The 14527-nt window shown below is 65.1% G+C and carries 10 protein-coding genes; 8 read left to right on the top strand and 2 right to left on the bottom strand.

Features of this window, described 5'->3' with window-relative positions:
* Window positions 1-364: 364 nt before the first annotated feature.
* The 4 genes from FDW84_RS15815 (at window position 365) to FDW84_RS15800 (ending at window position 5078) form a co-directional block, all read left to right on the top strand.
* The gene (locus FDW84_RS15815) at window positions 365-1363 is read left to right on the top strand and encodes a LacI family DNA-binding transcriptional regulator (RefSeq protein ID WP_138610463.1); all 999 of its coding nucleotides are present in this window, start codon (window positions 365-367) and stop codon (window positions 1361-1363) included.
* Window positions 1364-1498: 135 nt separating this feature from the next.
* Window positions 1499-2581, top strand: a complete 1083-nt coding sequence (locus tag FDW84_RS15810; RefSeq protein WP_138610532.1) for a Gfo/Idh/MocA family protein — start codon at window positions 1499-1501, stop codon at window positions 2579-2581.
* Entirely contained in the window at window positions 2581-3330 is a 750-nt protein-coding gene (locus FDW84_RS15805) for a ThuA domain-containing protein (RefSeq protein WP_138610462.1), read from the top strand. Before FDW84_RS15810 ends, FDW84_RS15805 begins: the two co-directional genes overlap by 1 nt.
* Before the next feature lie 62 nt (window positions 3331-3392).
* Window positions 3393-5078, top strand: a complete 1686-nt coding sequence (locus tag FDW84_RS15800; protein ID WP_138610461.1) for an alkaline phosphatase D family protein — start codon at window positions 3393-3395, stop codon at window positions 5076-5078.
* A 9-nt stretch (window positions 5079-5087) separates the two neighbouring features.
* Here FDW84_RS15800 and gdhA read toward each other — a convergent pair whose 3' ends face one another.
* Window positions 5088-6425, bottom strand: coding sequence for an NADP-specific glutamate dehydrogenase (gene gdhA, locus FDW84_RS15795; protein WP_138610460.1), 1338 nt, complete (start codon window positions 6423-6425; stop codon window positions 5088-5090).
* Between the two features lie 161 nt (window positions 6426-6586).
* Between gdhA and FDW84_RS15790 the strand changes: the two genes are divergently transcribed.
* The 4 genes from FDW84_RS15790 (at window position 6587) to FDW84_RS15775 (ending at window position 12574) form a co-directional block, all read left to right on the top strand.
* On the top strand, window positions 6587-7261 hold the full coding sequence (locus FDW84_RS15790; RefSeq protein ID WP_371419182.1) for an AmiS/UreI family transporter: 675 nt from the start codon (window positions 6587-6589) through the stop codon (window positions 7259-7261).
* Between the two features lie 139 nt (window positions 7262-7400).
* Window positions 7401-9689 (top strand): maltose alpha-D-glucosyltransferase, encoded by a 2289-nt coding sequence (treS, locus tag FDW84_RS15785; protein WP_138610459.1) that lies wholly within the window; start codon window positions 7401-7403, stop codon window positions 9687-9689.
* Between the two features lie 66 nt (window positions 9690-9755).
* Complete coding sequence (locus FDW84_RS15780; protein ID WP_138610458.1) at window positions 9756-11678, top strand: amylosucrase; 1923 nt, start codon at window positions 9756-9758, stop codon at window positions 11676-11678.
* Window positions 11679-11716: 38 nt separating this feature from the next.
* Window positions 11717-12574, top strand: a complete 858-nt coding sequence (locus FDW84_RS15775) for a prephenate dehydratase (RefSeq protein WP_138610457.1) — start codon at window positions 11717-11719, stop codon at window positions 12572-12574.
* Here FDW84_RS15775 and FDW84_RS15770 read toward each other — a convergent pair.
* A complete protein-coding gene (locus tag FDW84_RS15770; protein WP_138610456.1) occupies window positions 12556-14466 on the bottom strand; it encodes an FAD-binding monooxygenase in 1911 nt (636 codons plus the stop codon). The genes FDW84_RS15775 and FDW84_RS15770 overlap by 19 nt on opposite strands.
* Window positions 14467-14527 lie beyond the last annotated feature (61 nt).

Below are 14527 nucleotides of genomic sequence, written 5' to 3'. Positions count from 1 at the left end.
AGAGAGAACGGTAACTTGCCGTCAGAGCCGCTCCGGAGGAGGGACGCGGCTCGATTCCACGTTCAGCGGAGGGCGGCTATTGCCGTCTGGTTCCAACTGTATGGCGGGCATCTTTGGGTGGGTTTCGGCTGCGTTAAATGGTCGTTTCAGTCATTCACACGTGAGTTTCAGACGTCCCAGACGGCGCAGCAGCAGGTGGGTTGCAGGAGGTGGAGAAGCGGGACTGCCTTTTGCGAACTGGTGGGGCCCTGCGCCGGCGGCTTCACACGTCCTGCGTGCGGCTAAGCTGGGGAAAACCCGTGACAGCACCGGGAGGTGACAGGCAGCGGGGACCTACTTCACCGGCCCCGGAAGGAGGCGGCACATGGCGCGAGCGACAGTCCAGGACGTCGCCAAGACGGCAGGCGTCTCTGTGGGCACTGTTTCCCGGGTTTTGAACGGAAGCCCGGCTGTCAGCGCGGCGAGCAAGGCAAAGGTGGCCGGGGCCATCCGCAAGCTCAACTACCGCCCGCTCGCCTCCGCCCGCGATCTGCGTCGGGACCGGACCATGCGCATCCTTGCCCTGGCGAAGAACCTCAACTCCCCCATCATCAGCGAGGCCTTCCGGGGATTCGGGGACGCAGCGGCTGTGTCCGGCTATGTCAGCCTCATCGCCCCCACTTCCGGTGACCTTGAGCGGGAGCAACAACTGGTGAACATGCTGCGCAACGGCTCGGTGGACGGACTGGTGATGTTCTCCCCGGCAATGGCGGATGCGGACATCGAGGCACTTGCCGGCCAGCTGAGCGTTGTGCAGCTCTGTGAGATTGCAGAATCAGAGTCCGCGTTCGGAGTGTCCATCGATGACCGGCAAGCTGCCTTGGACATCACCCGGCATCTCATTTCCACCGGCAGCCGGCGATTGGCGATGATCGGCAACCGGGCCGCCCGCTCCGGAAGTTTGCGTGAAGAAGGATTCCGCAGGGCTCTCGCCGAGGCGGACCTGTCCCCAACACAGCTGTTGTTCGCTGAGGGCGAGTTCGACTTCCACGCCGGGCGCCGGCTCACGCGTGAGCTGTTGAGCCGGGCGCCGCTGCCCGATGCCATCTTCTGCGGCAGTGATACCGTGGCCGCCGGGTGCGTCCGGGAAGTCACCGATGCCGGGCTGCGGGTCCCGGAGGATATCGCAGTTGCCGGTTTTGACGATTCCATCCAGGCTGAAATGTGCGTTCCGGAACTGACCACCATCCGCCAGCCGGCCTATGAAATGGGCCGGGTGGCCTTTGATGCGCTCCTGGCGCGGATGACAGAACGGGGCGAGCACCGCCGCGGGCGGAGCTTCCTCCCCCACAAGCTCATAGTGCGGGGCTCTACCAAAGGCTAAGCAAGGGTTGACAGCGCCAGCACTCGCTGAAAGACTTTTTGGAATCGATTCCACCGCGTCTACAGCATCAGAAGGAAGCACCATTTGAATAACGAGCAGCAGTCGTCCGCGCAGCCCGCCGCTCTCCCGAAAGGAGTGCCGGCAGGATTGCGGGTGGGCGTCGTCGGAATTGGCTGGGCAGGCCAGCAGCACCTGAAGGCCTACGCAGCCCTGGACGGCGTCAGGATAGTGTCGCTGGCTGGAATGGAGCAGGAACTCCGGGACTCGCTGCAGGTTGAGTACTCCATTCCCAACGCCTTTGCCGACTGGAAAGACATGCTGGACCACGGTGACCTGGACGCGATCAGCGTGGCAGTACCCACCTTCCTCCACGCCCCCATCACCATTGCGGCCCTGGAGCGGGGTATCCATGTGCTCAGCGAGAAGCCCATCGCACGCAACGCGGTCGAGGGCCAGGCCATGGTGGACGCCGCACGCAAGGCAGGCCGTGTGCTGGACGTGGCCTTCAACCACCGCCGGCGCGGCGACATCAAGGCCCTCAAGGAAGTCATCGACGAGGGCGGCCTGGGCCGGCCGTACTACGCCAAGGCATCCTGGCTGCGCCGCTCCGGCATCCCCACGATCGGAAGCTGGTTCACCAACCCGGAACTGGCCGGGGGCGGTCCGCTGGCGGACATTGGGGTACACGCACTGGACTACGCCCTGCACCTTTTGGGAGAACCGAAGGTGGTGGCCGTATCCGCCGCCACGCATTCAGAACTCGGCCCGCAGGGCCGCGGCGGCGGCAGCGCGTACTCTGCCCTGGCCTCGAGCCACGCGTTTGAAGTAGAGGACTTCGCATCGGCATTCCTCCGGCTTGAGGGCGGCGGCACGCTGCTCATCGAGGCAAGCTGGGCCACCTACCGGGAAACGGACGATCTCCTGGATTTCACGGTATACGGCACCGACGGCGGCGCCGAGCTCAAGGTGCAGGGCGCACCCTTCCCGCCCGTTGGCCAGCTCCGGGTGTTCACAGACAAGGACGGCGAATCCGCCGACTACGTACCGCCGGTCCTGCCGGGCCGCGCCCACGATGCAGTCGTGGAAGACTTCATCACGGCAGTGCGGGGCGGCGAGGGAGTCTGGGGTGAACACGACGGCTCCCTGGCGCTGTACCGTGCACAGATCATCGATGCTTGCTACCAGTCCGCGCTGGAGCAGAGGGAGGTTCGTCTCTAATGAACGACAAGCTGAGAATCCGCGTCTGGAACGAGGGCGTCCACGAGGCCATCAACGAGCCGTCCCACATCGGCGAAATCTACCCGGACGGCATCCACGGCGCCATCGCTGCCGGGCTCCGCTCCTACTGCCCGGAGGCGGAAATCACGACGGCGGTCCTCGCTACGGACGATGAGCACGGGCTTGACGAGGAGGTGCTCGCGGAGACTGACGTCCTGCTCTGGTGGGGGCACATGGCCCATCACGAGGTGAGTGACGCCGTCGTCGAACGCGTCCACCGGCACGTGCTGGGCGGCATGGGGCTGATCGTGCTCCACTCTGGACACTTCGCCAAGGTGTTCACCAAGTTGCTGGGCACCAGCTGCTCGCTGGCATGGCGGAACGACGGCGAGCGCGAGCTCGTGTGGACGGTGAAGCCCTCGCACCCGATCGCTGAGGGAGTGGACAGCCCGATCGTCATCCCCGAGCAGGAGATGTACGGCGAACTGTTCGACATCCCGGACCCGGACGACCTCATTTTTATCAGCTCCTTCGCTGGCGGCGAAGTGTTCCGTTCCGGCGTCACGTTCACCCGGGGCAAGGGCCGGATCTTTTACTTCAGCCCCGGCGACCAGGAGTACCCGGTGTACCACCACCCGCAGATCCAGCGGGTGCTCTCCAACGGCGTGAAGTGGGCAGCCCAGCCCGGGCTGCAGCGTTCGGCCCCGGAGGTGACCAACCCGTCGCGGGGCTGGTTCGACCAGGGCTAGGAGCGGGGACCGCAGCTGCAGTCCCCATGGCGGTGCAGGGCCCAGGCGGGTACAACTGAGAGATGATTACCCACGCGCTGGTTCTCGGTCCTTTGATGCGGTACGTGGATGAGACTTCCGCCAGTATTTGGGTGGAAACCCGGGACGATGCCCGGGTTGCCGTCAGCGCGGCGGGAAGGGATTGGGAAGCCCGCACCTTCGCGGTCCACGGCCATCATTACGCCCTGGTGGCGGTGGACGGGCTCAAGCCCGGAACGGTAACGCCGTACACTGTGGCGGTCAATGGGGTCCAGGTGTGGCCCGAGTCCGGGGCTGGCTTCCCGCCGCCGGTGATTGCCACCCTCAAACCAGGCAAGCCGCTGCGCTTGGCCTATGGCTCCTGCCGCACCAGCGTTCCGCACGACGCGTCGGGTAACCGGAGCCACGGCGTGGACTCGCTGCGTGCCTATGCCCTGGAGATGGCGTCCGGTGGAACAGAACCATGGCCGGACCTGGTGGCGTTTCTAGGGGACCAGGTCTATGCCGATTCCACCAGTAAGCAGATGCAGGAGTTCATCAAGGCACGCCGTGACATCAAAGCGCCGCCGGGTGAGGAACTCCAGGACTACGAGGAATACGCGCACCTGTACTACCTGGCCTGGTCCGATCCGGCCAACCGGTGGCTGCTCTCCACCCTGCCCAGTGCCATGATCTTCGACGACCATGACATCCGGGACGACTGGAACGCGTCGCGGAGCTGGCGGGAAGCCATTAAGGGCAAAACATGGTGGCAGGGGCGGATCATGGCGGGACTGGCCTCCTATTGGGTGTACCAGCACCTGGGAAACCTCTCGCCGCAGGAGCGGGCGGTGGATCCGCTTTGGCAGAAAGCCGCTGCACACTTGGACGGGAACGAGCCGGACCTCAGCGCCGAGCTGGACAGTTTCGCCCTCCGGGCAGACCGGGACCCCGAAGCCTACCGCTGGAGCTACTGCCGGGACTATGGCGACACCAGGCTGGTCGTGGTCGATTCCCGTGCCGCGCGGAACCTGGCGCCGGACCGGCGTGCACTGCTGGACGACGCAGAGATGGGATGGCTGGACGCCAGGATGCAGGGCGGCTTCCGGCACCTGCTGGTGGCCACGTCCCTGCCTTTCCTGCTGCCGATGGGCCTGCACCATCTGGAGTCGTGGGACGAGGCGGTGTCCGAAGGCGCGTGGGGAAAATTCGGCGCCCGGGTGGGCGAAAATCTGCGCCAGGCAGCCGACCTGGAGCATTGGGCTGCGTTCCAGGGAAGCTTCCGGCGGGTGGCGGGCATGGTGGCGGAAATAGCAGACGGTGCACGGGGGCCTGCACCGGACACCATCACGTTCCTGTCCGGTGACGTCCACTTTTCCTATGTCTCAGAGGTGCAGCGGACCTCAGGCAGCCGCATCATCCAGGCCGTCTGCTCCCCGATCCGCAATCCCCTGCCGAGGCTCCTGAGGTCCTTCGGCGCCCTGATGTCCTACAGCCTGGCCGCCCCCATCGGCGCGGCGATAGCCCGTTCGGCCAAAGTCCAGGAGCCGCCGTTCCATTGGAAGGGCATCAAAGGCCCCTGGTTCGACAACAACCTGGCCTGCCTGGAAGTGGTGCCCGAGGGCCTGAAACTGTGGTGGCAGAAGGGTGTGGTGGACGGCGCCGACCATCTGCATCCACGGCTAAAACGCGTCGCTGATATCACCATAGCTTCCCGGACAACAGCGGAGGCTGTCCGGGAAGCGCGGTAACTTGCTGCCCTAGATGAGGCCCTGCGCTAGCATGGCATCAGCCACCTTGACGAAGCCGCCGATATTGGCGCCCAGGACGTAGTTCCCAGGGTCCCCGTATTCGTCGGCGGTGGCCGCGCACCGGTGGTGAATCCCTACCATGATCTCGCTCAGCCGCTCTTCCGTGTGTTCAAAGGACCACGAGTCGCGGCTGGCATTCTGCTGCATCTCCAGCGCCGACGTCGCCACTCCACCCGCGTTGGCGGCCTTGCCGGGACCGAACAGTACGCCGGCCTCCTGGAAAACCGAGACGGCGTCGCGCGTGGACGGCATGTTGGCACCTTCGCCGACGGCAAGGAGCCCGCCACGCACCAGGCGGGCGGCAGCATCGCCGTCGAGCTCGTTTTGCGTGGCGCAGGGCAACGCCACTGTGGCGTCGACGTCCCACACGGAGCCGCTGTCCACATAGGAAACGCCCGGACGGCGGGCCGCATAGTCCTTCAGGCGGCCGCGCTCCACTTCCTTCACCTCGCGAAGAAGCGCGACGTCGATCCCCGCCTCATCCACCACGTAGCCGGAGGAGTCCGAGCAGGCCACGACCATGGCGCCGAGGGCCTGCGCCTTGGCGATTGCGTTGATGGCCACATTGCCGGAGCCCGAGACCACCACGCGCTGACCGTCGAAGGACGTTCCGCGGGTCTTCAGCATCTCCTCCGTGAAGATCACTGTGCCGAAGCCCGTGGCTTCGGGCCGGACCAGTGAACCGCCCCAGGAAATGCCCTTCCCGGTCAGGACACCGGATTCGTAGCGGTTGGTGATGCGCTTGTACTGTCCGAAGAGGAAGCCGATTTCGCGTCCGCCCACCCCGATGTCCCCGGCGGGAACGTCGGTGTATTCGCCGATGTGCCGGTACAGCTCTGTCATAAAGGACTGGCAGAATCGCATCACTTCCGCATCGCTGCGGCCGCGGGGGTCAAAATCCGAGCCGCCCTTGCCTCCGCCGATGGGCATGCCGGTGAGGGCGTTCTTGAAGATCTGCTCAAAGCCCAGGAATTTGACGATGCCCAGGTACACCGAGGGGTGGAACCGCAGGCCGCCCTTGTAGGGGCCCAGCGCGGAGTTGAATTCCACGCGGAAGCCGCGGTTGATTTGGACCCGGCCCTCATCGTCCGTCCACGGAACGCGGAAGATGATCTGCCGCTCGGGCTCGCAGAGCCGCTCCAGGATGGCTGCTTCGAGAAACTCGGGATGCCTGTCGTGAACCGGTCCCAGGCTTTCGAAGACTTCCACTACTGCCTGGTGGAACTCCGACTCACCCGGGTTTCGGGCCAGGACGGTATCCCTGATGGCTTCCAGCCGTGCATCCATGAACTCTCCTCACCCCTGTGTGATGTGGACGGCAAAGAATCGCAGCCGTTCGCACTTAGGTTTTCAACCTACCCATTAAGACCGCCATTCACTCAACCCTTGGAACCGGGATGCCCTAGTATCCATAATGTGACATCTGAATTCCAGGAAGCGAAAAGCCCATGGACGCGCGCATGCCTCGCGGTGGCCGGCTGATGCCGTACGTGTGCCTGCTTCTCTCCGGCGGCGCCCTGCTCATCAACGGACTGGCCACCCTCGGGCTCCTCCCCCGCCGGGACGCGGCTGTCTTCAGCCTGGTGGTCGGATCCGTCCAGCTCGTGCTTGCCCTCTCCTACCTGTCCTCAGCGGGAGGGGCTCAGCTGTCGCTGCTGACCGCCGTCGGGATGTTCCTCTTCGGCCTGACTTACGTCTATGTGGGGCTGGATGTGCTGCTGGGCCTCGGCTCCCGGGGGCTGGGATGGTTCTGCGGCATGGTGGCTCTTGTGGGCCTGCTGCTTACCGGCACCTGGCTGGGAACCGACCCCCTGCTGGCAGTCCTCTGGCTGTGCTGGGCCGTATTGTGGGGAATGTTCTTCCTGTCCATGGCACTGGGCCTGGGCCGCCTGGACCCGTTCATCGGCTGGGCGCTGGTGCTGACCAGCCAGGCGAGCGCCACCCTTCCTGCCTTCCTGGGCCTCGCGGGTGCATGGCCCGGCACTCCCGCCGCGGCATGGCCGGCAGCAGCCTTCCTGGCTTCGCTCTTTGTCCTGGCCCGCATCCTCGCCAGTCGTAAAGACGCTCCAGGGCGGGCCGGTGCCGCCCCTGCCGGTTCTGCCGCCCGAAAAGCTGCCCGTTAGCTGCTGCCTGGCCCGGGACCCGGGCTGCGAAAACGGACACCCCGCGAATAGTCGGGGTGGACCGGGGTACGGTGAAGAGTACGCGAGGTGTCCCGGGACATTGTTCCCGATCACGGAAGCAACCTTCGGAGAGGAACAGATGAGCGAATCGATGACGGGCGAGGGAATTCTTGGAGCGGATGCCCTGGCTGGCAACAGCGAAGAGGAAGAGCAGGCTGCGACCGAATCCGCAGTGGACCCGGACCTCAGTTACGACGAGCAGTTTTATCCGGCCCGCCCGAAAGCCCTGAGGCCGGTCGCCCGCCGGCGTCAGTACCTTGCCACCCGGCCATCGTTCGAGTTCGACGGCCGGAATGCGGCGTACGTCGAATGGCTGCGGAACCAGGCCATGCTCGGGGACGCCAACGTCCTTGCCCGGCAGCTTTCCGGGCAGGCCAGCATGTGGCAGAACGCGTACGCGCACCCCAACCCGAGGGCCGCCGTCGAGAAGGCTCCGGTCTGGTTCACCGCCTATCCGCTGTCCTTCATCACCAAGCCCGGCCAGTCCTTCCTCGCTGCCCTGGGCGACCAGGACATGTGGGACGCCTTCCGGGAGATCGGCATCAGGGCAATCCATACCGGGCCTGTCAAGCTGGCAGGAGGCATCAGCGGCTGGCTGCAGACGCCGAGCGTGGACGGCCACTTCGACAGGATCAGCATGGCAATCGATCCGGTCTTCGGTGACGAGGACGAGTTCCGCAGCATGTGCCAGGTGGCCGCGGACCACGGCGGAACGATCATCGACGACATCGTTCCCGGCCACACCGGCAAGGGAGCGGACTTCCGCCTGGCCGAGATGAACTTCCGGGACTACCCCGGCATCTACCACATGGTGGACATCCCCGAGGAGGACTGGCACCTGCTGCCGGACGTCCCCGAAGGGCAGGACTCGGTGAACCTGAGTCCGGAGTCAGAACAGTCGCTCCAGAAAGCCGGGTACATCATCGGCCGGCTGCAGCGGGTGATCTTCTATGAGCCCGGCGTCAAGGAAACCAACTGGAGCGCAACCCGCCCGGTAGTCGACACCACCGGAAAGACGCGGCGCTGGGTCTACCTCCATTACTTTAAGGCCGGCCAGCCGTCCATCAACTGGCTGGACCCCACCTTTGCCGGAATGCGGCTGGTGGTGGGCGATGCCCTGCACTCGCTGGTTGACCTCGGCACCGGAGCGCTCCGGCTCGACGCCAACGGCTTCCTTGGCGTCGAAAAGAGCGCCGAAGAGCAGCCCGGTTGGTCAGAAGGACACCCCCTGTCCCAAGCCGCCAACCAGCTCATCGGCTCCATGATCCGCAAGGTGGGTGGATTCTCCTTTCAGGAGCTCAACCTCACCATCGACGACATCAAGGCCACCTCGGAATCAGGCCCGGACCTTTCCTACGACTTCATCACCCGTCCCGCCTACCACTACGCACTGGTGACCGCTGACACCGAGTTCCTCCGGCTGACTCTCCGCCTGTCCATGGAGATCGGCGTTGACCAGGCCGCACTGGTCCATGCACTGCAGAACCATGACGAACTGACGTACGAGCTCATGCACTTTGCCGCGGGGCACCGGGACGAGATGTTCGAACTGAACGGGCAGGAACTGACGGGTGCGCAGGTCGCCGAACACGTCCAGCAGACCATGCGGGAACGGCTAACCGGCCCGAATGCTCCCTACAACTCCCTGTTCACCACCAACGGCATCGCCTGTACCTCGGTCAGTTTCATCATGGCTGCACTGGGGATCCAGGATCCAGCGGCCATTACCCCTGAACAGGAATCGCAGGTGTTGGATGTCCACATCCTCCTGTCGATGTACAACGCGCTGCAGCCGGGCGTCTTCGCGCTTTCCGGCTGGGACCTGGCCGGCATCACGGTGCTGGACCGCAGCAGCGTCGAGGAGCTTATCGCCCAGGGTGACACCCGGTGGATCAACCGCGGCGCGCACGACATCATGGGCATCAGCCCGGATGCCACAACGTCCTCCGCCGGGATGCCACGTGCACACAGCCTTTACGGACCCCTCCCCGAGCAGCTCCAGGATGAGAATTCCTTCGCCCGGAGGCTCCAGAAGATTCTGGCTGTACGCGAGGAAAACGGGATTGCCACTGGCAAGCTGCTCGACGTGCCGGAAGTTTCGCACCGCGGACTGCTCGTCCTGGTCATCGAACTGGGAGACGGAGCGCTGGCAGTGACAGTGCTGAACTTCTCCGGCCAGGACATTTCGGGCAGCATCCAGTCCACCCACCTTCCGCCGGGAGCAGACGTCCAGGACCTGTTCAGCGGGGAGCCGGTGGGGCACGTGGATGACCTGCACAGCTTCTTCCTGGACCTGCCTGCCTATCAGGGCACCACGCTGCTCCTCACGACCGAAGATGACGGCGACGGGCCAGGCACTCCCATGTGACGTGCGATACTTCCATAGCAACTGTGCCGTCGGAGGTTCCGGTGGAGGTGGAAGGGGGGCGTGGGCATGCAGGAATCCGTCAGGGTGGATGAAACACCGCTGGAGCGAGTGCAGGCGGCACTGTTCCGGGAACGGGCCAACGGCCTGCTCCAGGATCCGGCGTTCGACCACCGCCTGGAACGGCATTTCCCGGCGCTTTCACACCTGTTCGGGTCCCTGTACGGCTCACGGCCGGACTGGATGGACCAGCTCGCAGCGCTGGTTGTCCAGTCCGCCCGGTCCTGGCAGGAGCGGCCCGCGGAACTGAAGGCGCTGGACGCGGAACGGGAAAGCAACAGCAACTGGTTCCAGTCAAACAGGATGCTGGGCGGCGTCTGTTACGTGGACAGGTACGCGGAGAGCCTTGCGGGCGTGCGGGAGCGCATCCCGTACTTCAAGGAGCTTGGCCTTACCTACCTGCACCTGATGCCGCTGTTCCTGGCGCCCGAGCCGCATTCGGACGGTGGGTACGCCGTCTCCAGCTACCGCCAGGTCAACCCCAAGCTGGGCACCATGGCGCAGCTGCAGTCCCTGGCTGCCGAGCTGAAGAGCAATGGGATCAGCCTGGTGGTCGATTTCATCTTCAACCACACCTCCGACGAGCACGAGTGGGCGCGCAAGGCAGCCGCAGGGGACCCAGAGTACAGCGACTACTACTGGATCTTCCCGGACCGGACCATGCCGGACGCCTTCGAGCAGAACGTCCGCGAGATTTTCCCCGAAAACCATCCGGGCTCCTTCATCCAGATGGAAGACGGACGCTGGGTCTGGGCCACCTTCCACACCTACCAATGGGACCTGAACTACTCCAACCCGGACGTCTTCCGCGCCATGGCCGGCGAGATGCTGTTCCTTGCCAACCAAGGCGTGGACATCCTGCGCATGGACGCCGTCGCCTTCATCTGGAAGCAGCTGGGCACGTCCTGCGAGAACCTGCCAGAGGCCCACACGCTGCTCCGGGCCTTTAACGCCGTAACCCGGCTGGCGGCGCCGTCGCTGCTGTTCAAGTCAGAGGCGATCGTGCACCCGGACGAGGTGGCCCTCTACATTGACCCTGCCGAGTGCCAGCTTTCCTACAACCCGCTGCAGATGGCGCTGATTTGGGAGTCCCTGGCCACCCGCGACGTCTGGCTCCTAGCGCAGGCCCTGGAGCGGCGGCACAACATTCCCGCAGGAACCGCGTGGGTGAACTACGTGCGCAGCCATGATGACATTGGCTGGACCTTCGCCGACGAGGACGCCGCAGAGCTGGGCATCAACGGCTTTGACCACCGCCGCTTCCTGAACTCCTTCTACGTCAACCGGTTCCCCGGCAGCTTTGCCCGCGGCGTCCCCTTCCAGGACAACCCGAAGACCGGCGACTGCAGGATTTCAGGCACGACGGCGTCCCTGTGCGGAATGGAGGTCGACCCGGCTGAGGCGGTGGAGCGGATCCTCCTGGCCCATTCGGTGCCGTTCAGCACCGGCGGCATTCCGCTCCTGTACCTGGGCGACGAGGTAGGCCAGGTCAACGACTACAGCTATGCACGGGAGCCAGGCCACGAGGATGACAGCCGCTGGGTGCACCGGCCGCGCTTCCCGGAGGAGCAGTACGCCCGGCGCACGGACCCTTCCACCCCGGAAGGAGCCATCTACGCAGGGCTGCAGCGGATGATCACGGTCCGTTCCGCCGCCCCTGAACTCGCCGGCAGCACCCTGATCCCTTTCGATACCCACAACTCCGGTGTCCTGGCTTACCAGCGCCCTGCCAGCGCAGCCACCGGCGGCGAAACGAGGGTCCTGGCCCTCGCCAACTTCAGCGACTCGCCGCAGACCCTGCCGGCGGAAACCTTTGGTGGATTCCTGCCCGCCGCCGTCGACATTCTCTCCGAAGCGAAGCTGCAGCTGGACGACGGGGTCACCCTCCTCCCCCGGCAATACGTCTGGCTGCGCGTCACTCCCCGGTACTGATTCGGTCCCCGGGGGCGGGGCGTGAAACGATACGGATCATGGCCTCCAAGATTGCGTACCAGGGTGAGCCCGGCGCCAACTCCAATATCGCGTGCAAGCAGATGTTCCCGGACCTGGAAAGCGTGCCGTGCGCGAGCTTTGAGGACGCGTTCGAACTGGTGGCCAGCGGCGAGGCTGACCTGGCCATGATCCCCATCGAGAACTCGATCGCCGGCCGGGTGGCTGACATCCACATCCTGCTGCCGCAGTCCAACCTGCAGATCGTTGGCGAGTTCTTCCTGCCCATCCACTTCGACCTGCTGGGCATCCCGGGCAGCACCATCGAGGACGCCACCGAGGTGCACAGCCACATCCACGCCCTGGGCCAGTGCCGCAGGCTCATCCGCGAACACGGCCTCAAGCCAGTCATCGCTGGTGACACCGCCGGGTCCGCGCGTGAAGTGGCGGAATGGAACGACCCGCGCAAGCTCTCCCTCGCACCCCCGCTCGCCGCGCAGATCTACGGCCTGGACGTGCTCGCGTCACGGGTCGAGGACGACCCTTCCAACACCACGCGCTTCGTGGTCCTGGCCAGGGAAAAGGAACTGCCGGCCCGGGCTGAACTTCCCGGACCGGCGGTCACCAGCTTTGTGTTCCGCGTCCGCAACGTCCCCTCCGCGCTGTACAAGGCGCTGGGCGGTTTCGCCACCAACGGCGTGAACATGACCCGGCTGGAGAGCTACATGGTGGGCAACGAGTTCGCCGCCACCATGTTCATGGCCGACGTCGAGGGCCACCCCGAGGACCTGCCGCTGCAGCTGGCCCTCGAGGAACTGGACTTTTTCACCACCGAGGTGCGGATTCTCGGCGTGTACTCGGCCGCGGAGTACAGGACAGGTCAGACGGTCAGCGGCTGACCTGCGGCGCGTCGTGGTTTCAGCAGCGGCGCAAAAAACCTGCCCAGCTCCGCAGTGGCGGTCAGCGGCAGGACGTTCGCCACGTACTGGTCCGGTCGCACCACCACCACAACTCCCTGGCGGTCCAGTCCGCGGAGTTCAAAGATGTCCGCTCCAGGGTCCGTACCGTAGACCTTTTCATAGTCGGTGAGCTTGAACGGGCCCACCTGCGGCTTGAAGACCGCCGGAACCGCGTTGATGTCCAGCTCGGTGTGCGGCTGCTGGTAGACCACCTTCACGTCGAACCACGCATCGGGATCTGCGTCCGACGGCGTCGCGGCCAGCGGCGATTCCGGCGAGGCCGCGAGCCATTCGCCGAGCTTGTCCGTGGCTGAGCCGGTCCCCGGAAGCGACGGGTCCGCGAAAACATAGATCCGCCAGCGGCCGTCGGCCGTCGCGTGGTGGCCGAGGTGGATGGGGTTGGTGTCCGCGACCCGCACGGCGGGAGCGGACTTGAAGCGTTTGCCGACAGGGAAGCCCGTGGCGAGGTTCTGGTGGTCGGAGCTGCCGACAATCAGGGACTGGGCGTACTGCGTCATGAACCCGGCGGGGAACTCGGCGGTCCGGACATAGAAATCCTCAAGGTCCGAGGGGTGCTCGAACTCTTCGGGTTTCTTGGCCATCATGGATGACCATTCCTTGTCGAAGTCGATCAGGTTCTTTGCCACAACCTGGCGCTCCTCCGAATAGGTGGACAGCAGGCTTTCGGGGCTGCGGCCCTCCAGGACGTGCCCAAGCTTCCAGGCGATGTTGAAACCGTCCTGCATGGAGACGTTCATGCCCTGGCCGGCCTTGGCGCTGTGGGTGTGGCAGGCGTCGCCGGTGATGAAGACGCGGGGGGTGCGGGTGCCGCGGTCCTGCGGCAGGACGTCGTCGAACCTGTCCGTGAGCCGGTGGCCCACCTCGTAGACGCTGTGCCACGCGACATTCCGGACGTCGAGCGTGTAGGGGTGGATGATCTCGTTGGCCTTCTGGATGATCTGCTCGATGCTGGTGTTCCGCACCGCGTGGTGGGTGGCCGGATCCACCTCGCCCAGGTCCACGTACATGCGGAACAGGTGTCCGCCTTCCCGTGGAATCAGGAGGATGCTGCCTTTTTCGCCCTGGATTGCACACTTGGTGCGGATGTCCGGAAAGTCGGTAACGGCGAGGGTGTCCATCACTCCCCAGGCGTGGTTGGCCTGGTCCCCGGCGAGGATGCAGCCGATCGCCTGGCGCACCTTGCTCCGGGCGCCGTCGGCCCCCACCACGTACTTGGCGCGGACAATGCGTTCCTGCCCTTCTTCGGGACCGGTGGTGTGGAGCAGCCTCACGGTGACCGGGTACTCGCCGCCATCCGCGACCTCCAGGCTCTGGAACTCGTAGCCGTAGTCGGGCTTGAGGCGGGACGGCGAGTTGGCGGCAAACTCGGCGAAGTAGTCCAGCACGCGGGCCTGGTTGACGATCAGGTGCGGAAATTCGCTGATGCCGGTGGGGTCATCCACCGTCCGGGCGGTGCGGATGATGCGGCTGCGGTCTGCGGGGTCCGGCTTCCAGAACGCCATCTCCGTGATGCGGTAGGCCTCGGCAGCAATCCGCTCCGCAAAGCCGAAGGCCTGGAAGGTCTCGACGGAGCGCGCCTGGATGCCGTCGGCCTGGCCGATCACGAGCCGCGCTGGGCGCCGCTCGATGATGCGGGTGGTGACATTCGGAAACATGGAGAGCTGTGCGGCCGCAAGCATCCCCGCCGGTCCGGTTCCAACGATGAGAACGTCCACTTCCGCCGGCAGATCCTCGGGTCGGTTGAGGCCGACGCCGGCTGCGAGCATTACCCGCGGGTCTCCAGAGACGTAGCCGTGGTGGTGAAACTGCACGGGTTCCTCACTTCATTGTGTGGCTATCGAATTAACGCTCGTGTTCGATAATAGAATTTTG

The organism is Pseudarthrobacter sp. NamE5, assembly GCF_005796225.1.
In the GTDB taxonomy this organism is placed as follows: Bacteria; Actinomycetota; Actinomycetes; order Actinomycetales; family Micrococcaceae; genus Arthrobacter.
This window is presented reverse-complemented; position numbering and strand designations above follow the sequence as displayed.